Origin of the sequence: Pseudohongiella nitratireducens (assembly GCF_001642735.1) — a bacterium.
In the GTDB taxonomy this organism is placed as follows: domain Bacteria; phylum Pseudomonadota; class Gammaproteobacteria; order Pseudomonadales; family Pseudohongiellaceae; genus Pseudohongiella; species Pseudohongiella nitratireducens.
This window is the reverse complement of sequence record NZ_LWHM01000005.1, coordinates 1-23,653: the sequence shown is the minus strand read 5'-3', so window position 1 is coordinate 23,653 and position 23,653 is coordinate 1. Positions and strand designations below refer to the sequence as shown.

The following is a 23,653-nucleotide window of genomic DNA, read 5'->3' as shown; positions in this document are numbered from 1 at the left end:
TTACACGCTTTGTAGCCCACGATCAGTAAACAGCATTGCCCTGAGAGCGGCAAGGCACTAAACTGGTGACAGAGTACAACAATCAAGAATCATTCTCAATTAAAACACTATGATACTTCCGATCGGTAACGCCATTTCTCCTGCCCTGCTGCAGGAAATCACCAGCAAAAGCCAGCAGGAACTCGAATTTGCTGATGGCCGTAAAACGGCCGGCTGGCATGCACGTCAGGTCAAGAACAATCGCCAGGCCAGCAACAGTCCAGCACTCAACGCTGTCTTTGAGCAGGTTTCAAAAGCATTATTGGCACACGAACTGGTGCAGGCCGCTGCCCGTCCCCGGCATATTGTCAGCCTGATACTGAGCCGGTATGGCAAAGGAATGTCTTATGGCAGCCATGTCGACGATGCCATGATGAACGGCGCCAGAACGGATCTGTCATTTACACTGTTTCTGAATGAACCTGCGGAATATGAAGGTGGCGAGCTTATCATCGACGATCCTGCCGCTGAACGGCCATTTAAACTCAGCGCAGGCAGTATGTTGCTATATCCTTCCAACACGCTCCACCGGGTGAAAGAGGTCAGTTCAGGAGAGAGACTGGTGATCGTGGGCTGGATTCGCAGCCTGATCCGTGACCCGGGACAACGCGAGGTTCTGTTTGATCTGGATCGAACGATCGCCGCCATACGCAACAAACCGGAATCAGCAGAACTGTTACCACTCCTGCTGAAATCCCGCAGCAATCTGATGCGCATGTGGATGGAGGACTAGGGCCTGTTGCCAGACCCCAGTCAGATAATAGCCTCTAGGCTGAGTTTCTTGACGCATTGATGTTACCAAACAGCGTACGAACAACCATCTTTTCGTACACATCAAGGCGCTCAGCATCATTATCCTCACGACTTTCCCGAATGCGCATCAATGCGTATTGCTGAATCGTTAACAGCGGCAACACCACATTCTCTCGCAGACGAATGCTAAGGCGACTGCGCGGGTTATCCTGCAACAGCTCCTGCTGCCCTGCCACTTTCAGCACCATCTCTTTGCTCAACTGATATTCCTGGTAAATATCCTGCCAGAACTCGCCAAACCGGGGATCCTTCTCCATATAACGAGTCAGGGCGAAGTTTGTCTTGCTCATGCTTTGCATACTGTTCGCAATCAGAGCCCTGAAAAAGCGCGAATTCTGGTAAAGCTCAAGGCAGGCATCCAGTCGCCCCAATTCTTCCAGAGACTTCAATGCCGTCCCCAGCCCATAGAAACCGGGCACATTCTGTTTCAGCTGGCTCCATGAACCAACAAACGGAATCGCACGCAGATCTTCAAAGCGCAGTTTGCCATCGCCACCACGTTTGGATGGCCGGCTGCCGATGTTACTCATTGCATAATAATTGAGCGTACTCATCTCTTCCAGGTAAGGCAGGAACAGCGGATGCTGTTTAAATGCCTCGTACTTTTCATAACTACGCTCGGCCAGATCCCTGATCAGGTTGCGCTGCAAGTCATCCAGTTCTCTGTCCGGACGTTCCTGCAGATTATTCTCCAGCCCGGCAGTTAACAATTGCCCCATGTTATGACCGGCGGCGGCCTTGATGCCATAGTAGGAACTGATGGTTTGTCCCTGTACCGTCATCTGGATCTGGTTGCTTTCTATTGCCTTGCCATGGGCTGCGTAAAACAGATAAGCATCACCGCCGCCACGGGCCGGTGGGCCACCACGACCGTCAAAGAAAATCACTTCGACCTGATTCTCCCGCGACACTCGCGTCACGTCTTCTTTCGCTGTATAAATCGCCCAGTTGGCCATCAGATAGCCACCATCTTTGGTGCCATCGGAGAACCCAAGCATCACGGTTTGCTGGCCACGGCGGTGACTCAGATGTTGCTTGTACTCAGGGTTGGAGTACAGGCGTGTCATCGACTCGCCAGCTCCCTGCAAATCATTCACTGTTTCAAATAGTGGCACGATGTCCACATCCAGCGGATCATCACCCCAGCCTCCGAGCCGGAACAGCGCCACGACTCTCGCAATATCAACCGGGCCGCGGCAGTTGCTGATAATATACCGGTGTGCACCACGCTCGCCATTGCTGGCCTGGATCTGACGGATAACCCCGACAGACTCGATGGTATCCCGTATAACCGGGTCATCGAACCGGGCAGGATCTACCTGACCTTTACAGCTAAACAACGCTTCAACCAACTCGGCTTCTTCCAGATCTTTGAAGTCAGCTGGCAGACTGTCAGGATAGGCAGTAGCAATAGCATCAATAGTAGATGCGATAATGCGGCTATCCTGCCGGATATCAATACTGGCAAAGTGTAAGCCGAACAGGTTGACCTTGCGTCGGAAAGACTGCAGTTTCTCCAGGTACATGGATTGATACTGATCCTGCAATTTTTGCTCGACCAGATCCAGACAACTGAAGATATCGGCAACAGTTACATTTTCACCTTCCGACTCTTCCGTCTCTGGGTGTGTGAAACGCTCTGCTTTGATGCGTTTTTCCAGCTTATCCAATTCTTCATAAATATCCCGAAAACTCAGCCGTCGCTTCAGCTCACGAAGGTCCTGGTGATAGCAACGCATAATGGCATCTTTGAGTCGGGCTGCCACTTTCAGCGTCGTCTCGGTGGTGACAAAGGGGTTACCATCGCGGTCACCACCAGGCCAGAAACCAATGCTGACCAACTGACTGTTACTGCTGACCTGCTCCGGAAATTTCTCAGCCAGCGGATCAATCAGTTCACCAATGGCGGGGTAGAAAATATGTCCCAGATACCAGGTTAAAAGTACGGCTTCGTCATAAGGTGAGGGTTTGGATTTCTGGAAGAAAGGCGTATTACCTAATTGTTGTAACAGATCCCGTATTTCACCAATTCGCGAACCGGCAATCGCCTCTGTCAGGTCAGAAATAATGGCCAGTACCTGCCCGGGATAAAACTGCGTCGGGTGCGCCGTCAGCACCACCCTGACACCAAAATTGCGTAACAAATTTGCCAGTTGCTCGGTACTGCCATCCTCGGCTGCCCGCTCGGCCAGTTTTACCAGTGCATTTTTACTGTCTAACTGGTGAATACGGCTGTAGGAAGAATCTTCCAGTGCATCAATAAGTACGACCTGGCGCTCTACATATTGAACAATTTTAAACAGAAACTGTGCCTGCTCTTTTTCAGAAAACTCTGGCCGGTGCTGTTCGAAAAATTCATCGATTATCGTGGTCGGATCTTTGCCTTCCTGCAACCCTTCCTCACAATCTTCTACCAGCAACGGTAATAATGTACCGGTCTGTTCCACGGCATCCAGTGGTAACTTCAGAAACAAACTACTGTAAAGCTGGTAGTTCAGATCCACTAGTTCTTCAAATAATCTTGCAGTTTTCTCGCTCATGCTTCACCTGTGTGAAATTCAAGAATTAGCTACCGGGCGACTGTTTGCCGGATAAGACAGGCACATCAGCACCAGTGCAACGGCGACAAAGACCGAACAGGCACCATACAGTTGCGCTCCGCTAACAGACCGGTCTATAAAATAACCGAACAAAACCGGCGATATGGCCGTCGACAGTACCATTATCGACATATTCATGGCACGGATTGCTCCCAGTCGGGCGGTCCCATAGATCTCTGGCCACAACGAGCCTGTCACTGGCGGCATGGCCCCCGCCGCCACACCCAGTAAAGCCATCATTAATGGCGCAGACCACTGCCCCGGCACGAATGCTGCTGTCAGCATACAGGCCAGCAGGGGCACCAGAATCCAGGGCAGCATACGCGGCGCCCGCAGCCGGTCAACAACAGCGCCCGATATCAGGGAACTGACCCAGTGCACCGTCCCATAGATTATAAAGCAGGTCGCCAGCCAGTTCATGCTCCAGCCTTTTTCGCTCAGCAGAAAGTTTTGATGGATAAACAGCCCGGTGAGCAGGAAAGGCCCTGCTATCAGACCCGGCAATGCCAACCAGAAGCGATAATCGCGCAACACTGCGCCGCGCCCTGGCGGCTTGTTCAGTTGACCGGGAACCGTTTTATCTTCAGCCGTTTGCTCCGGACTTGATGTTTCATCCAGCCGAGGGCTTTTGCCCAGCAGCCATAAGAACAACGGCAACATCAGCAGTAAAACTGACAGGGACAGGCCCAGATAGGTGTATTGCCAGCCGACCCAGGCAATACTGGCCACAGCGAGTACCGGCAACACGACCTCGCCAATCGGCATACCTGATGAGGCCAGACTCAGTGCTTTGCCCCGGCCATCTTTGAAATAACGACTCATGGTAGTGCTGCCCGTGTGTGGCAGCAGTGACTGTCCGAACAACCGCAGCAGGAAAAAGCCCAGCAGCAGCAACGGCAGTGACTGTGTTTGTGATAACACCAGTAACGCCAGCGCCAGCCCCATACTGATCAGCACCACATAACGACGCAGGGGCATCTGGTCGATCAGACCTCCGGCCCAGATAACTGTGATTGCCGAACACAAGGTTGCAAAGGAATAGGCGCTGCCGTAAACGCCGGCAGACAGGTCAAGTGACTCCTGGATACCCGCACCAAACCAGGCAATAAAGAAAGATTGCCCCAGATTGCCGGTGAAGATCGTCATAAAACCAAATGTCAGTAACGCCAGATTCTGTCTGACAAACAGCAAGTAATCGCGCAAAAAATCTGTCTCCGTCGATCGAACCGAGTGGCTTTAGCGAAGCAGTTCATCCAGCGTCAGCCCATAGCTGGGCGCAAACGTTTCCAGAAAGAATGTCACTTCGGGGCTATCGTAACGCTGCAAACGGGCGCCGACATCCAGCTCCGCCTGACGGAACTCCTGATTACCGGCCTGTACTTCGGCCTTACATTTTAAATACGCGCTGATAGTATCAGCCGCCTTGATCAAGGACATCTGCTCCGGGTCCATCTCAGCCTCGACCAGCACCGGCCGATAATCATCCTGCAAACCGGCTGGCAGCAGATTCAACAGCTCTCTGTCAGCCTCATGTTCGATGGCTTTGTAGGCCCGGGTTAACTCCGGCGTATGGTACTTGACCGGTGACGGCATGTCGCCGGTGATCACCTCACTGCAGTCATGGTATAGCGCTGCAACCACGACTGCATTCACATCAACCTTGCCATCGAAATAGCGATTTTTGATCAATGCCAGGGCATGGGCAATCGTAGCCACCTCCCAGCTGTGTTCCATCACATTTTCATTAATGACATTACGTTTCATGCCCCAGCGCTGCAACCATCGCAGCTTGCTGATATAAGCATAGAAATGACTCTTCACCTGGGTTGGCATTGCCACTCCTTATGATCAAATAACCTGTCGAGTATATCGTTTCACCCTATGCGCTGGCGAATTTGCTGTTCCGGCGTGATATTATTCACCACTCTTAGTATCAGCTCAGGACCAACTCAGGGCCAGTTAACAGACCCAGGAAAGGCAACTCGGATAACGCTGGCGGCACTGGTTAACGCTGGCGACAATTGTAGACTTCGGATTAAGACAGTCATGGACAACTCATCAAAGCAAACAGGCAGCCCAACCACATCCGGCTTTAAACGTATCATACAGGGTCAATTTGGCCTGGCTGTGACTTACTGGACCCTTTATCTGGTCGTAGCGGTCTTGTTTTTTATCCTGGGAAGCATCGCCGTTGCTGACGAGCGCTGGGGGCAATACCTTACCCTGCTGGGCGGAACGCTGGCCTGGACGTTTCTTCTGGTTTGGGGAGTGAGCAAAGGGTATCAGGGCAAGGACCCCGGCAAGGCAATCGGCCGTGTATCAGTCTTGTTTTTACTGTTGAATATTACCAATGCGCTGGCCACGCTCAGCTTTATCTAACATCTGCCTATCATTAGACCCGTTTTAATCCGGCAGTTAGCGCAAGGCCTGTTTTACAGGTCCTGGCTTTTTTTCTTGTGCCCAACTTTCGTGGGCTGGCCAGACTTCGCACCCGTCTTTTTGCCAGCAACCGGCTCATGGACAACCTGTTGAACAGGGGTGACGGGCCGGCTGGTATGGCGACCGGCATACTCGGTTGGGCCCTTTTTCATATCTTCAGCAAACAGTCCAGCCACATCAACATGAAACGCTCTGCATAACTGTTCAAGTGTATCAAGCGTGACATTCTGTTCCTGATTTTCAATGCGCATGATGGTCGACTGCGCCACACCAATACGGCGTGCAAAGCGACGCTGCGGGGTATCGCCCCGTTGCGTTCGCACATATATCGCTAATCTTTCGCGCAAGTGAACCATGTATGGTTTATACTGCTAATAACGAACCACATGTGGTTCATTTGACTCCCAGCCAACAGGAAGCAAGGCCGGGATGTCCGGCAACCGGATCGCTTCCGGTTGCCGGACGCCTTCTATGCTCTCATCTCACGCGCCGCTTTTAAGTCGAATGCCACCGCGTCGAATGGCATCATTGCGTCGACTGACACCAGTCCCGAGAAACATGTCCTGGCCGTTTGCCCACACTGCCGTGCTGAATTATGCTAGAGGCATAATAATCACTGCCATGGAACCCAGGTTATGTCAGATCCCCAAACCTCCCGACAGTCCGGTATTCTTGCCCGCATCGAACGTGCCGGTAACCGGCTTCCCGACCCGGCCTTTATCTTTATCTGGTTGATGCTAGTCGTTGTTGCCATTAGCGTGCTGGCCTCATTTTTCGGGGTTCAGGCAGTACACCCGACCCAGCAAATGGATGACGGATCTCCGTTGATTATTGAAGCAGCCAGCCTGCTCTCGGCAGAAAATATCCAGCGCCTGCTGGTTGAAATGCCTACCACCTTCACGCACTTCCACCCCATGGGTTATGTACTGGTGGTTATGCTGGGTGCGGGCGTTGCCGAGCGCAGCGGGTTGTTTGGTGCGGTGATGAGTCGTGCGGTGAAACGGGCCCCAATGGCATTACTGACCCCCGTCGTAGCCCTGCTGGCAATGGTTGGCAACCTGGCCGCTGATGCTGCCTATGTTGTATTGATTCCCCTGGCAGGCGTGATTTTCGCAGCGGCCGGCAGACACCCGGTGGCCGGTATCGCAGCCGGTTTTGCCGGTGTTTCCGGCGGCTTCTCAGCCAACCTGCTGCCCGGCCAGCTCGACGCACTGTTGTTTGGTGTCACCGAGGCTGCAGTAGATACGCTGGACAGCAGTTGGGTCATGAATATTGCGGGTAACTGGTATTTCATTGCCGTCATGACACTGATCTATTTGCCGGTTATCTGGTACCTGACGGACAAGGTCATCGAACCCAGACTGGGGCGTTACCAACCCGCTGACGGCGATGATACGGCAGCAGCCATGGCTGAGCCGACCTCCTCAGAGGTGCCGGAAACAATTGATGAACGAGAGAATGCGGGCATGCGTCGAGCAGGCATTACAGCCTTGCTGGTCATCCTGGCCTGGGTCGGCATGTGTTTCGCACCAGGCACACCATTAATCAATGAGGGTGCTGGCCCCGCCACCATGCAACCGTTTTATCAGTCACTGGTAGCGGGCTTCTTTATTCTCTTTCTGGCCAGTGGCTGGGCTTATGGCAGTGCATCCGGCTCGGTCAAGTCACACCGGGATGTCGTGCGCATGATGTCCGAAGCCATGGCAGACCTTTCATATTACCTGGTGCTGGCTTTCGCAGCCGCCCACTTCGTGGCCATGTTTAACTGGTCGAACCTCGGTCTGATATTCGCCATCAACGGGGCCGGTGTCATTCAGTCTGCCAATTTGCCGTTGCCGATATTGATGACGCTAATCATTATGCTCACCGCCTCTATTAACCTCTTTATCGGTTCCGCCAGTGCCAAATGGGCACTGCTCGCGCCGGTTCTGGTCCCCATGCTAATGCTGCTGGGTATCAGTCCGGAAATGGCAACGGCGGCTTACCGGGTCGGTGATGGCGCAACCAATATCATTACGCCACTGATGCCCTATTTCCCGCTGATTCTGACATTCTGCCAGCGCTGGGATCGTAATTTCGGACTCGGCTCACTGGCAGCCACCATGATTCCCTACAGTATCTGGATGTTGGTCACCGGCATGATTCTGGCCGTGATCTGGGTCGCTGCCGGGTTACCACTGGGGCCAGGCGTTGGCACAACGTATGAGTTGCTGCAGCCATAAACTGATGTCAGTTTAAGTACGGTATTGGCTGGAGCAAGGAGCGCGACCAGCGCCGAACTGAATCAGTTCAGTTGTGTGGGCAAAGGCAGACAAATCCGTTACACTGCCATACCGAACAAACGCTCAGTTTTGTAACCAACAAGGTCAGTTAAAGGATTCATCATGAGAGAAGCGGTTATTGTTTCCACGGCAAGAACTCCAATTGGCAAAGCCTATCGTGGCGCATTCAATAATACGGACGGCCCCACTCTGGGCGGTCACGCCATCCGGGAGGCGGTCGCTCGCGCGGGTATCGATGCAGCACTAATCGACGATGTGGTCATGGGCTGTGCAGTCCAGCAAGGCACGACCGGATACAATATTGGTCGTCTGGCCTCTGTTGCGGCCGGATTACCCAATACGGTTGCCGGCATGAGCATGGACCGGCAATGTGCCTCTGGCATGATGGCAATCTGTACAGCTGCCAAACAGATCATTACTGATAATATGGACATTGTGGTTGGCGCAGGTCTGGAGTCCATCAGCCTGGTGCAGAATGACCATCGCAACAAGTTCCGCACTGCCGATGCGAATGTTATCGCCAAATCTCAGCATGCCTATATGCCAATGCTGCAAACAGCTGAGGTGGTCGCCAACCGATACAACATCAGCCGTGAAGACCAGGACGCCTATGCTCTGCAAAGCCAGCAGCGCACAGCGGCAGCACAGGCGGCAGGCAAGTTTAATGATGAAATTGTACCGATGGAGTCGGTCAAGATCGTCGTCAACAAGGAAACGGGCGAACAGTCTGAGCAAACCGTGAAGCTGGAAAAAGATGAAGGTAACCGTCCCGAGACCAATGCCGAAGGGCTGGCCAGTCTGAAACCTGTTATCGAAGGCGGCTTCATCACGGCGGGCAATGCCAGTCAGCTTTCTGATGGCGCTTCTGCCAGTGTGCTGATGGATAGCAAACTGGCCGAACAGCAGGGTCTGTCTCCCCTGGGCGCCTACCGTGGCATGGCCGTTGCTGGCTGTGAACCGGATGAAATGGGTATCGGTCCTATCTATGCCATTCCCAAACTGCTTAAGCGCTTTGGCCTGAGTATGGACGATATCGGCCTATGGGAACTGAACGAAGCCTTTGCCGTGCAGGTACTGTACTGCCGCGATAAACTGGGCATCCCTGATGAATTGCTGAACGTCAATGGCGGCGCGATTTCCATCGGCCACCCTTATGGCATGAGTGGCGCACGCATGGTCGCACACGCCCTGATCGAAGGTAAGCGACGCGGCGCCAAATACGTTGTCAGCACCATGTGTGTGGGTGGCGGCATGGGTGCAGCAGGATTGTTTGAAGTTTTCTAAGCGGCGCCTGACGGGACATCGTTATGCTCTGGCGGGATCCATAGCCAGAACATGCGCAAACTGATTAAAGGCCACCTTTGCAGGTGGCCTTTTTTATGCCGAATCATTTCGGCTCGTATTTATAACCTACCCCATACACGGAACGGATCAATGTCTGGTCTGGGTATGCCTGCTCCAGCTTGCGGCGCAGATTCCGGATATGACTATCGACCGCACGATCAGTCACCACCCGGTTATCAATATAGGCATGGTCGAGTAATTGATCACGCGAGAAAACCCGGCCGGGCTGATCTGCCAGCGTCTTAAGCAGCCGCATTTCGACCGGTGTCAGCGCCAGCTCACGTCCCATTAATGAAACACTGTAGCGGTTCTCATCAATTTGCAACGCATCACTTGATGCTTGAGTACTGCCAGTATCGGTCTCTTCACTATGCCTTTTCACGCGACGCAATATTGCCTTGGCACGTGAAACAAGTTCACGTGGGCTGAAAGGCTTGCACAGATAATCATCGGCCCCCAGTTCCAGCCCCAGCAGCCGGTCAATTTCTTCAACCCTCGCTGTTACCATAATGATGGCAACATCACTAAACTGACGCACCTCCCGACAAATATCCAGCCCGTCTTTTCCCGGCAACATTAAATCCAGCACAACCAGATCAGGTGAATCCCGACGGATTTGTTCGACGGCTTCATCACCGGTTTTGAGGCTATCAACGAAGTAGCCTGCCGAGCTTAAATAATCCACTGCCAGTTGGTTCAATCGCGGCTCGTCTTCTACAACCAGAACCCGGGCTTTGTGTTCGCTAACTGACATGAGGCCTTTCCCTGTTTACGTGTTTTATCATTAGACTCTGACAGCGTTTATTGGTCTTTTTTGAGACGAAGATGCCTACATTCAACTCAAGGTAGCAGGAAGCGCCACTCGCATATAGATCCCGCCCAGGCTGCTATGACCGGCACTGATCTCACCGTCATGACCTTCAACGATTTTCCGGCATATCGCCAGCCCAAGGCCAGCCCCGCCATTATTCCGGCTTCGTGACGACTCAACCCGGTACATCCGGTCAAATAACTGCTGCAGCTGTTCATCAGTCACACCAGGAGCAGAGTCTTCCAACTGGATAACAACATCCCCGCTCTCCCGCTTCATTGTCACCAGAATGCGCCCTTTGACATCCGTGTAGCGGATAGCGTTTTCCAGTAAGTTAATAAATAACTGTTTCAATCTGTCCGGGTCCGCCAGCACTGTGTAATCCGCATCGCCGGCTTCAAATAAGAGGATCAATCCAGCCAGCTCAACCCGATGCTGATACTGCGAAAGCACTTGTTCCAATAATTGCTTCAGGTTGATCTCGTGTTTTCGGTAAGTCAGTGCCCCGATATCAGCCAGCGAAAGGTCATACAGGTCATTGACCAGTTTGTTCAGCGAAGTGACTTCAGATTGCAAGGCTCTGATGTTATCGACGGACAATTCACGCATACCATCTTCCATCGCTTCCATTTCACCTTTCAGAACAGACAACGGCGTTCGAAGCTCATGCGAGACATCCGCCATGAAGTTACGGCGAAGCTGCTCATTGCGTTTTAGCGAAAGTGCCAGAAGATTAAAATCATCGGCCAAACGACCCAACTCGTCACGGGAAGATACCTTGATGCGTTGATCAAAGTTCCCGGCTGCAAGTTCACGTGTTGCTCCAGCAATTTTCCGAACCGGCGACATTAGGGTTCGTGCCAGTATGATAGCCACAACTGCCGCGACAAGGATGGAAAGTATGCTAATGATCCAGGTACTGATGCGCTGCTGACGCTCGAAGGTTCTGGCCGCATCCGTACTGACCTGGGTAAATGGCAGCAACGCTACATAGGCGACGATTCTGTCATCAACAATAATGGGTCTTAATGTCGCATCAGGAATGGTACTGCTGGAGGCACCCACGATGCGTTCCCGGTTTTCATCGACCAGGCTCAGACGGAAGTTAATCCCCATCAGGGTTTCGTCGGCCGGACCCAGCCGCTCTTCTTCGTTTTCCATGACATTCACATCAACCATGCGAATCATGTCATACCAGTTGCCCCGGTTGCGGCCTTGCAGGAACTCCCAGTTTTCGTCGTTTTCAACATAAGCCTGCGCCAGCAATGGAGCCAGACGCTCAACCCGTTGCAGTTCCTGTTCGTTCAGATACCCCAAAAAGCCGCGGGTAAAGTTAATCTGCACTGCAAAAGCCAATGCCAGTGCCACCAGCGAACTGGTAGCCAACAGACCAAAGAACAACTTACCAGTGATACCTAGACGTAGCACAACGCATTAACCCCAATAGATTTAGCCAGCGCATAATTAGCGCTTATCTTGACATTTGAATCAAGTCACAACAGATGAACCTCACAATTTCTCCCATATTTATGCAAAGTTGATCTCTATAATTCATCCGTGCAGAGCTTGAAACCTGGTGGGCCTTACCTGATTTATATCTGCAGCTGTAAGGCTCACCGGATTTCATTATTGACCCGGTTCGGACCTGCCGTTACTTGGCAAACAATTGAGATTCAATATCCCGGAACGCTTTGAACTCCAGGGCATTGCCAGAAGGGTCATAAAAAAACAGAGTCGCCTGCTCGCCGGGTTGCCCCTGAAAGCGAATGTAAGGTTCGATGGCAAAGCTTACCCCTTCGTTCTTTAGCCTTGTTGCTAATTGCTGCCAGGCTTGCATTTCCAACACGACACCAAAATGTGGCACAGGCACATCATGTCCGTCGACGGCATTGCGCCCTGCCTCTGGGGTATGGGTCGCATTGCCTTTTTCTGCCTGCTTACCCAGCTCAACCTGGTGGACCACCAGTTGATGCCCGAACAGATTGTAGTCAATCCAGCAATCTGAACTGCGCCCTTCCGCCAGTCCCATGGTGCCCCCATAAAAGTTTCGGGCGGCCACGAGGTCATGAACAGGAATGGCTAAATGGAAAGGTGTCAGTGACATGTCTGTCCTCCAAATGATTTGCACCAGTGCTGTGCAAACAAGGTGATATCTGCGCCATTTTTAAGCTGAAATGTTCGTCGGCTGGCTTTTTTGTAATGTCATTTTAACAATAACGGTTCCTGTCGACGGAAAAGCCAGGAGTATTTTGCAACGATAGCGTTTAATTGACGTGGTAATAGCAGCCACATGCGCTCAAAACAGCATTTAATGACAACACGTTGTCAGTTATTTATATATTTTTACTTCCTCAGAAAAAACTGGCACGGCAAATGCATTTACTAAAGTGAGTGGCTGATCTCAACATCAGCAGACTCAAATGGAACTGACTCTCCCCTTTTCCATTGATGGGTGACCTCGCCCACGCCGCCCCCCGGCGTGGGCTTTTTTTTGCCTGAAACCCTCGTCACAATACCGACAACGTTGCCGAAATACCATATCCTGTAAACCTGTTAATACGACAGGCCATACCTGTTGCCGGAACTTATTATCTATGTTCGCTCACTTAACACCCAGACCCTCTCCCGCTCGCTGTCAGTACCAGGCATGTTTTCTGAAAGCGTTACCCGCCCTCTGCATCATGGCACTGACGTTTCTGTTATCGGCACCCGCACATAGCTGGGACGCGTTGGGTCATGAGCGATCAGCGGCGCTGGTGTTTGACCAATTAACGGAGCAGGAGCAGGATTATTGGGTTGCAGTCTTGCGCCACCACCCACGCTTTGCAGAAGACTTTTTATCGGCTATGCCTGAACGGTTGCGTGACGCTGATAATAAAGATCAGCAGCGCTGGCTGTTTGCCAGAGCAGGATACTGGCCAGATATAGCACGTGGTATTCCGGATGCGGCCAGAGCTCAGTTCAACCACCCGAACTGGCACTGGATCGATGGCCGCTGGGTGCGCGCTGATGTGCCTCTGCAAGGTAACGTTTATCTGGACGGTACCTTCTTGCCAGACATCAATGGTCCGAGCGACAGCCGCATCCGCGAGAGCAGACTCAGTGACAACGTGCTGACAGCTCTGATCACCTCTGAGTCAATACTAAAGCAACCACTAGACAGTGCCAATGCGCAACAGCAGGCTGAGTTGGCCATTGCACTGTGCTGGTATTTACACCTCGGCGCCGATATTCACCAGCCATTGCATGCCGGCGCCTCCTATCACGGAACACATTTCCCTGAAGGAGACAGGGGCGGCAACATGGTCAGGCTGGCAACGCGGGGTAACCTGCATTCACTTTGGGACCAGGCATTACGGGGAAGCAGCTGGGAGCAACTGTTATCTGTATTCGAGCAACTTGATCCGCAACCGTCTGCTCAGGGATTCATACCCGGCACATGGTTGCTGGAGAGCCGGGAGTTCCTGCATGCTGATGTATACACAGCCCCCATCAAGAACCAGGTGCTTGAAACCCCTGCCAACACGGATGAAGTGACTGTCAGCATCGAAGATGATTACCGCAATCGCATGCAAGAGATTTCACTGCAACGAGTGGCCTTGTCTGCCGCTCGGCTGGCTGGCGCGCTTAAGGCGATGGGTTTGCCGTAGATGGATTTGCAGTAACAGTATCGTGCAATTCGCCTGGCGCTTACCGGTAGGCGCCGTTGACAGAATGATCCCGGATGTAGCTTTTATCCAGCTGATCCTTCCAGAGTCCCAGTATCGGCCGTAGCAAGGGGTGACTGGCACCAGAGGTCCCATAGCGGGCAACAGCGCCGCCATTACCCGTGGACAATAACGCCAGCGCTTTCGTTTGCGGGTAAAAATTCTGCAGGGGATTGCCTTGCAGTTGTGCCGGAATATTCCTGGCCAGTACGTCACCATGTCTCACCGCATAAACACCTGAGCGCGGATTATTGGCCAGGCTGCAGGCATCACCACTGACAAAAATATTGCTCTGCCTGATTGCCTGAAGTGTCGGTTCAACAAGAATGAAACCATCGCTATCTGTGCTCAGTTGTGAATTATGATACCAGGACAAAGCGGCAGATCCGGTTGCTGCAATAACGACATCAGCACTGGCAATACGGTTATTATCGGAACGATACAGCATGCCATTTTCAATATAACCGACACGAGCCTGTGGCTGGATCTTAACGCCACGACGTCCAAGTAATTTTTGCACTCTACCTGAAACATTAGCGGGGAAACCTGCCAACACATCCCGGTCAACATATACCGTAACTGTGAGACCATGTAGTTGTGAATTCGCAGAAACCGCCAGGGCAATTTCAACAGCAGCAGCCCCGCCACCGACAATCGCCACATCGGTTGCCTGAGGATTATCCTGACGCCAGGTCTGCCAGCGACGGTAGAAGTCAGCAAACGGCTTTACTGGCAACAACGCGATAGAGCCATCCGAGGGCAGTGCATGAGTGACAGAGCCGGAATTGATGGATAGCAGGCTGAATGGCAAGTTGCCCCCATCACGAAACCAGACACATTGCGACTGGATATCCAGTGACACGACTCGTCGCAGTTGCAACTGTATGCCCAACTGCTGACACAACGGTTCCAGTTCAATCAGACAGTCTTCGCGAGCAAACCGACCCGCTATCAGCCCCGGCATCATGCCCGAATACCAGGCTTCGGGCTCTGGATTGATCAGGATAGTGTCTTTGGGCAACACAGTCCCCTGCTCCAGCCACTGCCGAATCGCCACCATGTGCGCATGTCCGGCACCGAGCAACAGCAGCCTTTTGTTGTGATTATTGTTAGTCATTATTCCCAGCTATCGCTTTACGGCACGACCTCCCAGTATGGTATCCCGTCACTGCATTACCAGATTGCATTCCTACATGATTAGCGGACTGATACCATGAAAGCATCAATCTTAGCCTATCGGAGTGTGTAAACACTATGAGCAACTCAGTAATTGACCTGCGCAGTGACACCGTCACCCGCCCTGGCAAAGCCATGCGTGATGCCATGTACCAGGCAGCCGTAGGCGATGACGTCTGGGGGGAAGACCCGACGGTGATACAACTGGAATCCAGGCTGGCAGAGATGAGTGGCAAGGCAGCCGGACTCTTTCTGCCTTCAGGCACCCAGTCCAACCTGGTGGCTCTGCTCTCACACTGTCAGCGCGGCGATGAATACATTGTCGGCCAGGATGCGCACACCTATCGCTACGAAGGCGGCGGCGCAGCCGTACTGGGCGGCATTCAACCACAACCGATGCTGATGCAAGCCTCCGGCGAACTGGATCTTGAGCAGGTTGAAGCGCTGATCAAACCGGACGACTTTCACTTTGCCCGGACCCGTTTGCTGGCGCTGGAAAACACCGTACACGGCAAAGTGCTATCGCCGGACTACATTCGCCAGGCCAGCGAGTTTTGTGAGGACCACAACATCGGCCTGCACCTGGACGGCGCCAGACTGTTTAATGCCGTGGTTAAAACCGGCTGCGGGCTTGCCGATTACACCCGTCCGGTTGATTCTGTTTCTATCTGCCTGTCCAAAGGATTGGGCGCTCCTGTGGGCTCGGTGTTGCTGGGCAACCATGAGTTCATTACCAATGCCAGGCGTTGGCGCAAAGTGACCGGCGGTGGCATGCGTCAGGCTGGCATACTGGCAGCAGCCGGCCTCTACGCCCTGGAACACCATATCGACAGACTGGCCGATGATCATCGTCGCGCTGCCTGGCTGGCCGAACAACTCAAAGACAACGGCTACTCCCTGACACCCCCTCAAACCAATATGATTTTTCTGGAAGCCGAGAACCTGCCGCGCAAGGCCCTGTCAGACTGGCTGGAAAAGCATGGTGTCATGGCAGACTGCCTGGGTCGTGATCATATTCGGCTGGTGACGCATCTGGATATCAGTGATGCCGATATTGAGCGGGTGGCAGAGGTGTTTACTGAGTTTACCCGGCAGCATCGGTTGTAAGAGCCCGACACCTCTGAGCGAATTTTCCAGTCGCGTTCAGCTGCCAGTCAGCAATGCACGACTAAACTGCCACCATCCTTTCAACATAGTTGTGGTTAAACACGATGAGCTCAGTGCAACGTTCAAGCGCCTTGATAATAGGTACATCCCTGTTTCTTGGCCTGTTGGGTCTGGCATGGGTAGCCGGTCATTATACCCTGGCAGTTAAGGACTATGAACGCACGGTCACCGTTCGCGGCCTGGCTGAATGACGTCAAACCCACCATGATCGAGGAGGCCATCAAGGAAGCCCGCACCGCCGCCCTGAAATTTGCCGACGACTCAGGCAGCCAACTGGGCAAGATCAAACAGGCGTCTCAAGGCCAGTTCAGTATCGCCGATCGAGACCGCAACAACCCCCACCTGAAGAAAATTCGGGGGTGGGAGTGAGTGTGGAATATTACCTGTCTGACTGACACCAAAGCGAACTCAATGGGCTTCTGACACCTCGCGCAGCGTGGGACACATTACCTCTTTGCGGATGTCAGCCTGCTTTGCGGCTCGTATAACCAGTGTCACCAAACGACGCTTGCCTTATTTCCCAAACATGATCCTGGGTACCCGGTGATACATGGCGCCTGACCGCCAAATACGTCAAAAAACGCTCTACATCAGTTTCACTTAACCTGTCAGGATGTTGTTTATCGCAAAACAGTATGAAATGCTTTATCCAGTAAGTATAAGTTTCAATGGTACGTTTGCTATAGCCGCGCGTGCGCATGTGATCTGAGATCGACTGTAGGAACGGTGATTTCGACATGACGTGGCAACCCTCCCTGGTGCTAGGCGTCTATGGATAGCTTAGCAGGCTGCTGAGAAGGTATTGACATGAATAATTTCAAAGCCATCCAGGAAGAGTTAATTATTACATACATTTCAAGCGGTTACCTATAAACACTTTAACTAATAAAAGATTATGAGGTAACCTGCTAATAATAATTAGGAGGTCGCAGACCTCCTTAACAGACTGTTAGGGTTCAATTCGTAAGTAATCCCCGGCAGTCATTGCGACTTGTGGGAAAATTTGAATTAGTTTTTTATCGCCCGTAATCAATTTTAAACTCAATGAATTTGCCAGCGATATGAATTCGCAGTCATAAGCTGAGCAGCCGCTGTCAGAAGCAAGTGCCAGCACGTCTATGGAGTTAACGGTGTATTCGTTATCGGCAAGCTGCTGTTCCGCCTGTGATTGCATAGCAATTGCGGTGCTTACATCAATAATGCCCTTTTTAATGTACAACGCCAGTACGTTTCGGAATTCGCTTCGCCACAGCAAAGGCGCAACCCAATGAGGATCTTGGTGCAGCAACGAGACTACATCATCTGTTTGTGCCGTTGGCAGGTACAGATATGCGATGGTGTTAGTGTCCGCTACAATCATTCTCTGCCCTGGTTCTTGGCCTCATTGATTTCGTCAATATCCAGTCTTGCTACTGTTACGTGGCTGCGAAGCTCGGCTGCTTTGCTGGCAAGCTCGGCTGCAGAGAACTGGGTTGGTTTATATGTCCTTTCCAAGCAATAAATCAGTTCGCTGTTTACGCTTCTATGGTGCGCATTGGCGGCCTGCTTCAGTTGCTCGTATAGGTCATCGGGTATGTTTTTAAAGGTAACATTGGCCATGCTCAAGCCTCATATGGTTGCATATCGGTTCCATTATGGTTTCCAGATGGGTGCTTGTCAACCCACCCTAACCATCAATTGCACGCGACCAGCTGCGCTGGCGCGTGAATACGGACGCTAGCCACCATATCTGATAGGGCTTTTATTCGTGAGTCGGGCTGTTGCTGGCACTATACGACAGGAATTTTTTAATGCCATTTTTTGAGGTTGAGCAGAAGCATGATGACTTCATGCAACAGAGCCGGATCTGGGTGTTCTTCGGAGCGGCCCTACTTTCCCTGGTCGCAGGCTATGTGAATGTAGTTATGCTTAGCTTTTTTGCGGTGCCTGTAAGCCATATGAGCGGTGCCGTATCACATCTTGGTATTGTTTTATCCGATGTCGACTTCAAAGATCTTTTACTGGTCACTTCCATTGTGACCGGTTTTTTCAGTGGTGCCTTGGTATCCGGGATTATTCTACGTGACACCTTATTCAGAATGAGGCGTCGCTACGGTGCGATCTTGCTGATTGAAGGCGCGTTGCTGTTCGTGACAATGTTTCTAGCATTAAAGGGCTTGAATGCAGCAATCCCGATCGCGGCAACGGCTTGCGGGTTACAAAATGCAATGGCGAGCAGTTATCGCGGTCTGACACTGCGCACGACTCATGTTACTGGAATAGTCACCGATCTGGGAGCGTTGCTCGGCAATCGGCTTCAGGGGCGTGAAGTTAAGAGCTGGAAGTTCGGCCTGTTGCTGTCTGTGCTGATTGCCTTCTTTGTCGGTGGGCTGGGCGGTGCGCTTTTTTTGAGCCTGTTCGGAATGTGGGCCTTAGGTGCAGCGTCTGGGGTATGCTTAATAAGTGGTGTTACAGTGATTTTTATCGCGATGGCTACGGACGTGGCAGGAACATAATAATTGGTGACTCCGCTGGTATACTGCTATGGAGTTCGGCTAATCGGATAGCCGAGGGTATCTAACCCTCAGCCCCCACAACACCCTGCATGCGGATCCGCACAGGGCGTTTCACTTAGTACAATGAAGCTTGACCCAGTCATCACGCAGCGCGAACAACCCTTTGGATTTTAAATAGCCATCAGATAGAACCTGATTAATCCCTGGAGTCTTCGAGCTACGCCATGGCCCTTTGCTGGTAGTTCCACACGCAACGGCGGCTTGCACCCTTACACCTCGGGCCATCAAGTTTCTTGCTTTGGTGCGCGGCCTTCGCCACTGTCGCCAATAGGCCGTCCGCACTTTGCGCCGAATCCAGTGATCTAGCTCGACGCAGACAGCCCCTCGCGGGTCTGCCCATGCTGGGCGTACACAAGTCGCAGCAGTACGCGGCTGATGGCCGCCGGATATGGATCTGCCAGGGCTTCGGCCACATGAACTCACTGGCAACCGTTCCGGCACTTGGTCAGTAATGGTAAGCGGGAACTGGCGAGTCACATTTGTTTTTCACGGTGAAGATGCTGAGGCCGTCAATTATGAAGATTATCATTGAGGTATCATCATGTTAATGCACAATCCTCCTCATCCAGGATGAGATCATTAAAGAACTGTGCCTTGAGCCGTTAAGCATCTCTGTGACGGATGCGGCTGAGGCGCTCGGCGTCAGCAGGAAGACTCTCAGCGCAATTCTCAACGGTCGCGCCGGAGTCAGTCCAGAAATGGCTGTGCGACTTTCCATCGCATTCAATACGTCAGCTGAAAGCTGGCTCAACCAACAGTCCCAATACGAACTTTGGCATGCCGAGCAACATAGAGGTGAGCTTCAGGTTAAGAAATTGGTTGCTGCGTGAGGCTCGCCAGCTTCCATTCTCGCTATTCGTGACTGGCTGGAGTGAACCATTTTAGCTAATTCGATCTGACTCAACTTGTTGTGGAGTCTGTGCGGCCTCAGGTTATGGCTTAGCGCAAGTTTCATCTCAATGTACGCAGCCTCTTCCGGGGTCAGCCCCAGAAATTCATCAGTGCTGCCGACTTTCCATCTGGGTGCTGCATAACCAGGCCGTCAAGTCTCTCTGCGAGCTCGGACGACAATTGCGTTGCCGACTCCTACAGCGGCGTTATGCGCTACGTGGAATTGCATTGCCCAGGGAGGCATAATGTCTATCGAAACACATATACTTGATGTCAATCGAAATCTAGTCGCGTGCTATAACCAACTTCTGTCGATTGTCCCTGAGCCCGCAGCGAAAGCTGCCAAACTATTCAATGCGGAAGGAATCAATATGTCACTGAGTCCGTTTAAATCAGGGGATGCACCCAAGTCTGGTATTGGCGGTTTCTCATTCTCTGCTTACAGGCTCGACCAGATTTGTCATAAAATTAAGGATATGAATTGAACACCATAAGCATACTAGGCACCGGATGGCTTGGCTTGCCATTAGCCCAGGATTTCATCAAAGCAGGGTATGAAGTCAAGGCTTCAACAACCTCAGAGAATCGCATCACGGACCTGGCATCGATTGGCGCCAAGCCATTCATCGTCAACATTGACACGTTGACCGACAGCGTTAAAGACTTTCTTCAATCTGATATCCTGATCGTTAATATCACTTCAAAAAACATTGATGGTTTTTCTAATCTCGTCGCCAGGATTGAGGCTTCCAATATCCAGAAAATCATCTTTGTGAGTTCCACTTCTGTTTATGAAAACAGTAAGAGAATAATGACTGAGTCTGATACTGAATATTACAAAGAAAGCCCGTTGTTAGAAATTGAGAGTTTGTTCCAGCACTGCCGTGGCACTGAAACCACTATCGTCAGGTTTGGCGGGCTCATCGGTTATCGTCGACACCCGGGGAATTTTTTTAAATCAAAACGTGTCGTTCAGAATCCAGATGCGCCCGTTAACCTGATTCATCGAGATGACTGTGTTGGGATTCTCAGGGAAATTGTTGAGCAGCAAATTTGGGACGAGATTTTCAATTGTTGTGCTGACACGCACCCTGGCAAAAGGGAGTTTTATACTCGTGCAGCGAATCTGATAGACAACACGCCGCCAGAATTTGGGGAATCGAATGCCAGTGTTGGCAAGATAATCAGCAATCATAAAGTAAAGCAGTTGTTAAACTACGAATTTAAGCACCCCGATTTAATGAAACTGGTGTTCAATGGAAGCACGGTGTGAGTGAGTTGGGAGTGTGTTAGTGTACATTTGCCCTCTGACGTGCTCGCAGCGGGACCGCACAGCGCCCAATGAGCAAACAGGGAAAGTATAGGCCGAATGAATTCTACAAAAATACGTCAAGCTCTGCTGATCATTAATCCCAAAGCCCGCCAGGATGTCGGCGTACAATTGGACGAGGGAATTGCACAATTAGAGCAAGCTGGCATTGCGATTGAGCGATTGCTGTCAAATACCCCCGAAGATAGCCGCCGGGCGGTTTTGGAGCGTAAAGACCATCTGGATTTGGTGATTGTCGGCGGCGGCGATGGCACAATCAGTTCGATGGCTGGAACGCTTCATGAGTGTGGTTTGTTGCTGGCCATATTGCCCCTGGGCACGGCCAACGATCTGGCGCGTTCATTAGGGCTTTGCAATGGGCTTGAAGAAGCCTTTGACGCCATCGTATCGGGTGAGCGTCAGTGGATTGACCTGGGTATGGTTAACGACAACTACTTTTTTAACGTCGCGCACCTGGGGTTGGGCGTCAAGGTGACTGAAGAGTTAACCGACGACGTTAAAAAGCAGTGGGGCGTATTTAGCTATCTGAAGGCGTTTTTCGCCGCAATAGCCCGAATCAAGCAATTTAAAGTCACTATCACTGCCGATGGTGTCCCTCATCGTCAGCGTTCTATCCAAATCGCAATTGGTAACGGACGCTATTATGGTGGTGGTAATGTCATTGATGAAAAGAAACGCATCAATGATGGCAAATTATCATTGTACAGTTTGCGCCCGCAGACGGTATGGGACCTGTTGACGTTAGCGCCATTGTTACGTGACGGCCGACAACGGTACAACGCGCGAGTGTTTAACCTTCAGGCCGAGAGCATTAACGTGTCTACCGGGCGTAAAGTGATGGCAATTCATGCTGATGGCGAACCGGTAACCAACACACCGGCGCATTTTCGTGTGCTACCCAAAGCACTCGAAATCCTGGCCCCCAAACCAATCTCTATGGTCGAATAGAGGCAGTAGAATTTGCCAGGGTCGATAACAGACCCTGAAAAAAGGAAAATGAATATGAGTGTACTGCGTAGTGATTTACAGGTTGCACTGGACGACTTACACGTTGCGCTTATGGCCAGTGCCGACGATTATCGAGACGCTGCCGAGTTTGTCAGTGATGACACCGTTAAAGAGCTGTTTGTGCAGATTGCAGAAAAACGGCAGGTTCTGGCGCAATCCGCAGAAAAGGCAATCCGGGCCAGTGATGATTTGCCCTCAGCCCCCGATCCTGACCGGCAAACGGGCCAGCACTTTTTGCAGAGGCTGGAGGCCGCGTTTTCTGCAGATCAAACTGTTGAAATTATTGAACAAAGGCTGACGGAAGAGTCTCAGCTTGAACAGCTTGTGAGTGCTGCTGAAATGTCTGTTATGGATAAAGAGTATCCATCTTTACGACCTGATTGTTTGAAAAGTATCAAAGAGGCAAGAGAAGAGTTGGACCGAGCAAAGAAGAGGCAATGATACAAAACAAGACCAGTCGCTATTGAGAATCATTTTCGTTACAATGCCTTGTATACTATTACTCCACATTGGCGTTACTGATTTCACTCACAGGTAGCAAGCATGAACCCGCTGTATCGAAGCATGGAAGCGTTTGTCATCACCGTGGATTGCGGATCCATGTCAGGCGCCAGCAAACAACTGAACCTCAGTACATCGGCCATCAGCCAGCAGATTCAGAAGCTGGAACAACAGTATGACATTGCCTTGCTGCACCGCGGTGTTTTTCAAGATAGTTGACACCTTTTTCTTCACGCGGCCTGTTTCTCCGCACTGATAATCTGATCGTCTCTTTCCGGATTCAAACACACTGCTCCGACCGGCGTACAGTTCCTGGTTGGTCGACTACCCCAACGTGACGGCGTATTCAGTTTTGCTCGCTCCAGGATCTCTTTACGATTGTTCAGTATCGTCTGATCCTGACCACTGTGCCGCTGCTGCGGTGTCACAAACCGGATCTTGCTGTGCTTGTGTTCATGGTTGTACCAGTAGATAAACCGTTCAACCCATTGCCTGGCTGCTGTCAGATCCACAAACCCGTTTGACGGCCACTGTGGTCGGTATTTCAATGTTCGGAACACCGACTCTGCATAAGCATTGTCGTTGCTCACTCGCGGCCGGCTGTACGATGGCATCACGCCTAGCTCTTCCAGTTTTATTTTCAGTGTCTGAGACTTCATTGGCGAACCATTGTCGGAGTGCAGAACCAGCGGCGTGTTAAAGCACTGCTCACTTAAAAGTGAGCGCTGCAATAGTGCTGCCGCATGCTCACCGCATTCCACCTCATACACCTCGTAGCCAACGATTTTCCGGCTGTACACGTCCATGAACATGTACAAGTAGAAAAACTGACCACGGACCTGGGAGGCGAGATAGGTTATATCCCAAACCCACACCTGGCACGGCGCTCTGGCAATATGTGTGCTCAGTGCCGTTTTACGTTGCGGCGCATGTGCCTTGCCTCTGTGGTGTAGCTGTCCTTTTTCTTTGAGCACCCGATAAAACGAGGAC

Annotated in this window: 29 protein-coding genes; 16 read left to right on the top strand and 13 right to left on the bottom strand. The window is 51.7% G+C overall.

Going from position 1 to position 23,653, the window contains the following annotated elements; translation table 11 throughout:
* Positions 1 to 109 precede the first annotated feature (109 nt).
* Positions 110 to 772 carry a Fe2+-dependent dioxygenase gene (locus PSCS_RS02585; RefSeq protein ID WP_068810247.1) on the top strand — a complete coding sequence of 221 codons (663 nt, stop codon included), beginning with the start codon at positions 110 to 112 and terminating at the stop codon, positions 770 to 772.
* Between the two features lie 34 nt (positions 773 to 806).
* Here PSCS_RS02585 and PSCS_RS02580 read toward each other — a convergent pair whose 3' ends face one another.
* From PSCS_RS02580 to yfbR, 3 genes are read right to left on the bottom strand one after another with little or no spacing between them, the layout of a single operon-like run.
* Positions 807 to 3,392: a phosphoenolpyruvate carboxylase gene (locus PSCS_RS02580; RefSeq protein ID WP_068810246.1), complete on the bottom strand. Its 2,586-nt coding sequence runs from the start codon at positions 3,390 to 3,392 to the stop codon at positions 807 to 809.
* An 18-nt stretch (positions 3,393 to 3,410) separates the two neighbouring features.
* Positions 3,411 to 4,655: an MFS transporter gene (locus PSCS_RS02575; protein ID WP_106387067.1), complete on the bottom strand. Its 1,245-nt coding sequence runs from the start codon at positions 4,653 to 4,655 to the stop codon at positions 3,411 to 3,413.
* Between the two features lie 33 nt (positions 4,656 to 4,688).
* On the bottom strand, positions 4,689 to 5,285 hold the full coding sequence (yfbR, locus tag PSCS_RS02570) for a 5'-deoxynucleotidase (RefSeq protein WP_068810245.1): 597 nt from the start codon (positions 5,283 to 5,285) through the stop codon (positions 4,689 to 4,691).
* 213 nt (positions 5,286 to 5,498) lie between these two features.
* On the opposite strand from yfbR, the gene PSCS_RS02565 reads away from it, so the two are divergent.
* Positions 5,499 to 5,831 carry a hypothetical protein gene (locus tag PSCS_RS02565; RefSeq protein WP_068810244.1) on the top strand — a complete coding sequence of 111 codons (333 nt, stop codon included), beginning with the start codon at positions 5,499 to 5,501 and terminating at the stop codon, positions 5,829 to 5,831.
* A gap of 53 nt (positions 5,832 to 5,884) precedes the next feature.
* Here the strand turns inward: PSCS_RS02565 and PSCS_RS02560 are convergent, their stop codons facing one another.
* Entirely contained in the window at positions 5,885 to 6,214 is a 330-nt protein-coding gene (locus PSCS_RS02560; protein ID WP_232790077.1) for a helix-turn-helix domain-containing protein, read from the bottom strand.
* 312 nt (positions 6,215 to 6,526) lie between these two features.
* On the opposite strand from PSCS_RS02560, the gene PSCS_RS02555 reads away from it, so the two are divergent.
* Positions 6,527 to 8,113: an AbgT family transporter gene (locus PSCS_RS02555; protein WP_068810242.1), complete on the top strand. Its 1,587-nt coding sequence runs from the start codon at positions 6,527 to 6,529 to the stop codon at positions 8,111 to 8,113.
* Between the two features lie 162 nt (positions 8,114 to 8,275).
* A complete protein-coding gene (locus PSCS_RS02550) occupies positions 8,276 to 9,457 on the top strand; it encodes an acetyl-CoA C-acyltransferase (protein ID WP_068810241.1) in 1,182 nt (393 codons plus the stop codon).
* A gap of 103 nt (positions 9,458 to 9,560) precedes the next feature.
* Here PSCS_RS02550 and PSCS_RS02545 read toward each other — a convergent pair whose 3' ends face one another.
* From PSCS_RS02545 to PSCS_RS02535, 3 genes are all read right to left on the bottom strand, one after another.
* Positions 9,561 to 10,271: a response regulator gene (locus PSCS_RS02545; protein ID WP_068810240.1), complete on the bottom strand. Its 711-nt coding sequence runs from the start codon at positions 10,269 to 10,271 to the stop codon at positions 9,561 to 9,563.
* 81 nt (positions 10,272 to 10,352) lie between these two features.
* On the bottom strand, positions 10,353 to 11,756 hold the full coding sequence (locus PSCS_RS02540; RefSeq protein WP_068810239.1) for an ATP-binding protein: 1,404 nt from the start codon (positions 11,754 to 11,756) through the stop codon (positions 10,353 to 10,355).
* 223 nt (positions 11,757 to 11,979) lie between these two features.
* Positions 11,980 to 12,432 carry a VOC family protein gene (locus tag PSCS_RS02535; protein ID WP_068810238.1) on the bottom strand — a complete coding sequence of 151 codons (453 nt, stop codon included), beginning with the start codon at positions 12,430 to 12,432 and terminating at the stop codon, positions 11,980 to 11,982.
* Positions 12,433 to 12,922: 490 nt separating this feature from the next.
* Here PSCS_RS02535 and PSCS_RS02530 point away from each other — a divergent pair, with 490 nt between their 5' ends.
* Complete coding sequence (locus PSCS_RS02530; RefSeq protein WP_082866470.1) at positions 12,923 to 13,978, top strand: S1/P1 nuclease; 1,056 nt, start codon at positions 12,923 to 12,925, stop codon at positions 13,976 to 13,978.
* A gap of 40 nt (positions 13,979 to 14,018) precedes the next feature.
* Here PSCS_RS02530 and PSCS_RS02525 read toward each other — a convergent pair whose 3' ends face one another.
* Positions 14,019 to 15,152: an FAD-dependent oxidoreductase gene (locus tag PSCS_RS02525; protein WP_068810236.1), complete on the bottom strand. Its 1,134-nt coding sequence runs from the start codon at positions 15,150 to 15,152 to the stop codon at positions 14,019 to 14,021.
* Positions 15,153 to 15,289: 137 nt separating this feature from the next.
* Here PSCS_RS02525 and ltaE point away from each other — a divergent pair, with 137 nt between their 5' ends.
* The 3 genes from ltaE to PSCS_RS02515 all read left to right on the top strand — a co-directional run bounded on the left by ltaE (position 15,290) and on the right by PSCS_RS02515 (position 16,747).
* The gene (gene ltaE / locus PSCS_RS02520) at positions 15,290 to 16,318 is read left to right on the top strand and encodes a low-specificity L-threonine aldolase (protein ID WP_068810235.1); all 1,029 of its coding nucleotides are present in this window, start codon (positions 15,290 to 15,292) and stop codon (positions 16,316 to 16,318) included.
* Between the two features lie 104 nt (positions 16,319 to 16,422).
* Entirely contained in the window at positions 16,423 to 16,569 is a 147-nt protein-coding gene (locus PSCS_RS15965; RefSeq protein WP_158662869.1) for a hypothetical protein, read from the top strand.
* Positions 16,532 to 16,747 carry a hypothetical protein gene (locus tag PSCS_RS02515; RefSeq protein ID WP_068810234.1) on the top strand — a complete coding sequence of 72 codons (216 nt, stop codon included), beginning with the start codon at positions 16,532 to 16,534 and terminating at the stop codon, positions 16,745 to 16,747. The genes PSCS_RS15965 and PSCS_RS02515 overlap by 38 nt, the downstream gene beginning before the upstream one ends.
* A 94-nt stretch (positions 16,748 to 16,841) precedes the next feature.
* Here the strand turns inward: PSCS_RS02515 and PSCS_RS02510 are convergent, their stop codons facing one another.
* The 3 genes from PSCS_RS02510 to PSCS_RS02500 form a co-directional block, all read right to left on the bottom strand.
* Positions 16,842 to 17,117, bottom strand: a complete 276-nt coding sequence (locus tag PSCS_RS02510; protein WP_068810233.1) for a site-specific integrase — start codon at positions 17,115 to 17,117, stop codon at positions 16,842 to 16,844.
* A 210-nt stretch (positions 17,118 to 17,327) separates the two neighbouring features.
* Positions 17,328 to 17,738, bottom strand: coding sequence for a type II toxin-antitoxin system VapC family toxin (locus PSCS_RS02505; RefSeq protein ID WP_068810232.1), 411 nt, complete (start codon positions 17,736 to 17,738; stop codon positions 17,328 to 17,330).
* Positions 17,735 to 17,977, bottom strand: a complete 243-nt coding sequence (locus PSCS_RS02500) for a FitA-like ribbon-helix-helix domain-containing protein (protein WP_068810231.1) — start codon at positions 17,975 to 17,977, stop codon at positions 17,735 to 17,737. The genes PSCS_RS02505 and PSCS_RS02500 overlap by 4 nt, the downstream gene beginning before the upstream one ends.
* Positions 17,978 to 18,168: 191 nt before the next feature.
* On the opposite strand from PSCS_RS02500, the gene PSCS_RS02495 reads away from it, so the two are divergent.
* The 3 genes from PSCS_RS02495 to PSCS_RS02485 all read left to right on the top strand — a co-directional run bounded on the left by PSCS_RS02495 (position 18,169) and on the right by PSCS_RS02485 (position 19,763).
* Positions 18,169 to 18,873 (top strand): YoaK family protein, encoded by a 705-nt coding sequence (locus PSCS_RS02495; RefSeq protein ID WP_082866469.1) that lies wholly within the window; start codon positions 18,169 to 18,171, stop codon positions 18,871 to 18,873.
* A 448-nt stretch (positions 18,874 to 19,321) separates the two neighbouring features.
* Positions 19,322 to 19,465 carry a type II toxin-antitoxin system RelE/ParE family toxin gene (locus PSCS_RS02490; RefSeq protein ID WP_082866468.1) on the top strand — a complete coding sequence of 48 codons (144 nt, stop codon included), beginning with the start codon at positions 19,322 to 19,324 and terminating at the stop codon, positions 19,463 to 19,465.
* A gap of 82 nt (positions 19,466 to 19,547) precedes the next feature.
* Positions 19,548 to 19,763, top strand: a complete 216-nt coding sequence (locus PSCS_RS02485) for a HigA family addiction module antitoxin (RefSeq protein ID WP_397387144.1) — start codon at positions 19,548 to 19,550, stop codon at positions 19,761 to 19,763.
* Here the strand turns inward: PSCS_RS02485 and PSCS_RS16400 are convergent.
* Entirely contained in the window at positions 19,736 to 19,888 is a 153-nt protein-coding gene (locus tag PSCS_RS16400) for a helix-turn-helix domain-containing protein (protein ID WP_267890013.1), read from the bottom strand. The two genes, PSCS_RS02485 and PSCS_RS16400, sit on opposite strands and share 28 nt — an antisense overlap.
* Positions 19,889 to 20,069: 181 nt before the next feature.
* Between PSCS_RS16400 and PSCS_RS02480 the strand changes: the two genes are divergently transcribed.
* The 5 genes from PSCS_RS02480 to PSCS_RS15460 all read left to right on the top strand — a co-directional run bounded on the left by PSCS_RS02480 (position 20,070) and on the right by PSCS_RS15460 (position 22,882).
* Positions 20,070 to 20,309: a hypothetical protein gene (locus tag PSCS_RS02480; protein WP_068810230.1), complete on the top strand. Its 240-nt coding sequence runs from the start codon at positions 20,070 to 20,072 to the stop codon at positions 20,307 to 20,309.
* Complete coding sequence (locus tag PSCS_RS02475) at positions 20,306 to 21,097, top strand: NAD(P)H-binding protein (RefSeq protein WP_068810229.1); 792 nt, start codon at positions 20,306 to 20,308, stop codon at positions 21,095 to 21,097. Before PSCS_RS02480 ends, PSCS_RS02475 begins: the two co-directional genes overlap by 4 nt.
* Before the next feature lie 96 nt (positions 21,098 to 21,193).
* Complete coding sequence (locus PSCS_RS02470; RefSeq protein ID WP_068810228.1) at positions 21,194 to 22,102, top strand: lipid kinase; 909 nt, start codon at positions 21,194 to 21,196, stop codon at positions 22,100 to 22,102.
* Between the two features lie 54 nt (positions 22,103 to 22,156).
* Positions 22,157 to 22,603, top strand: coding sequence for a hypothetical protein (locus tag PSCS_RS02465; protein ID WP_068810227.1), 447 nt, complete (start codon positions 22,157 to 22,159; stop codon positions 22,601 to 22,603).
* Between the two features lie 102 nt (positions 22,604 to 22,705).
* A complete protein-coding gene (locus tag PSCS_RS15460) occupies positions 22,706 to 22,882 on the top strand; it encodes a helix-turn-helix domain-containing protein (RefSeq protein ID WP_082866467.1) in 177 nt (58 codons plus the stop codon).
* An 11-nt stretch (positions 22,883 to 22,893) separates the two neighbouring features.
* Here PSCS_RS15460 and PSCS_RS02460 read toward each other — a convergent pair.
* Positions 22,894 to 23,653: IS3 family transposase (locus tag PSCS_RS02460; RefSeq protein WP_068810216.1), on the bottom strand; the 760-nt coding region annotated here is incomplete at its 5' end.

Excerpts from the sequence above, each read along its gene's own strand:
- PSCS_RS02585 (WP_068810247.1), top strand. The coding sequence starts at position 110 with ATGATACTTCCGATCGGTAACGCCATTTCTCCTGCCCTGCTGCAGGAA.
- PSCS_RS02580 (WP_068810246.1), bottom strand. The coding sequence starts at position 3,392 with ATGAGCGAGAAAACTGCAAGATTATTTGAAGAACTAGTGGATCTGAAC.
- yfbR (WP_068810245.1), bottom strand. The coding sequence starts at position 5,285 with ATGCCAACCCAGGTGAAGAGTCATTTCTATGCTTATATCAGCAAGCTG.
- PSCS_RS02565 (WP_068810244.1), top strand. The coding sequence starts at position 5,499 with ATGGACAACTCATCAAAGCAAACAGGCAGCCCAACCACATCCGGCTTT.
- PSCS_RS02555 (WP_068810242.1), top strand. The coding sequence starts at position 6,527 with ATGTCAGATCCCCAAACCTCCCGACAGTCCGGTATTCTTGCCCGCATC.
- PSCS_RS02550 (WP_068810241.1), top strand. The coding sequence starts at position 8,276 with ATGAGAGAAGCGGTTATTGTTTCCACGGCAAGAACTCCAATTGGCAAA.
- PSCS_RS02545 (WP_068810240.1), bottom strand. The coding sequence starts at position 10,271 with ATGTCAGTTAGCGAACACAAAGCCCGGGTTCTGGTTGTAGAAGACGAG.
- PSCS_RS02535 (WP_068810238.1), bottom strand. The coding sequence starts at position 12,432 with ATGTCACTGACACCTTTCCATTTAGCCATTCCTGTTCATGACCTCGTG.
- PSCS_RS02530 (WP_082866470.1), top strand. The coding sequence starts at position 12,923 with ATGTTCGCTCACTTAACACCCAGACCCTCTCCCGCTCGCTGTCAGTAC.
- PSCS_RS02525 (WP_068810236.1), bottom strand. The coding sequence starts at position 15,152 with ATGACTAACAATAATCACAACAAAAGGCTGCTGTTGCTCGGTGCCGGA.
- ltaE (WP_068810235.1), top strand. The coding sequence starts at position 15,290 with ATGAGCAACTCAGTAATTGACCTGCGCAGTGACACCGTCACCCGCCCT.
- PSCS_RS15965 (WP_158662869.1), top strand. The coding sequence starts at position 16,423 with ATGAGCTCAGTGCAACGTTCAAGCGCCTTGATAATAGGTACATCCCTG.
- PSCS_RS02515 (WP_068810234.1), top strand. The coding sequence starts at position 16,532 with ATGAACGCACGGTCACCGTTCGCGGCCTGGCTGAATGACGTCAAACCC.
- PSCS_RS02510 (WP_068810233.1), bottom strand. The coding sequence starts at position 17,117 with ATGTCGAAATCACCGTTCCTACAGTCGATCTCAGATCACATGCGCACG.
- PSCS_RS02505 (WP_068810232.1), bottom strand. The coding sequence starts at position 17,738 with ATGATTGTAGCGGACACTAACACCATCGCATATCTGTACCTGCCAACG.
- PSCS_RS02500 (WP_068810231.1), bottom strand. The coding sequence starts at position 17,977 with ATGGCCAATGTTACCTTTAAAAACATACCCGATGACCTATACGAGCAA.
- PSCS_RS02495 (WP_082866469.1), top strand. The coding sequence starts at position 18,169 with ATGCCATTTTTTGAGGTTGAGCAGAAGCATGATGACTTCATGCAACAG.
- PSCS_RS02490 (WP_082866468.1), top strand. The coding sequence starts at position 19,322 with ATGGATCTGCCAGGGCTTCGGCCACATGAACTCACTGGCAACCGTTCC.
- PSCS_RS16400 (WP_267890013.1), bottom strand. The coding sequence starts at position 19,888 with ATGAAACTTGCGCTAAGCCATAACCTGAGGCCGCACAGACTCCACAAC.
- PSCS_RS02480 (WP_068810230.1), top strand. The coding sequence starts at position 20,070 with ATGTCTATCGAAACACATATACTTGATGTCAATCGAAATCTAGTCGCG.
- PSCS_RS02470 (WP_068810228.1), top strand. The coding sequence starts at position 21,194 with ATGAATTCTACAAAAATACGTCAAGCTCTGCTGATCATTAATCCCAAA.
- PSCS_RS02465 (WP_068810227.1), top strand. The coding sequence starts at position 22,157 with ATGAGTGTACTGCGTAGTGATTTACAGGTTGCACTGGACGACTTACAC.
- PSCS_RS15460 (WP_082866467.1), top strand. The coding sequence starts at position 22,706 with ATGAACCCGCTGTATCGAAGCATGGAAGCGTTTGTCATCACCGTGGAT.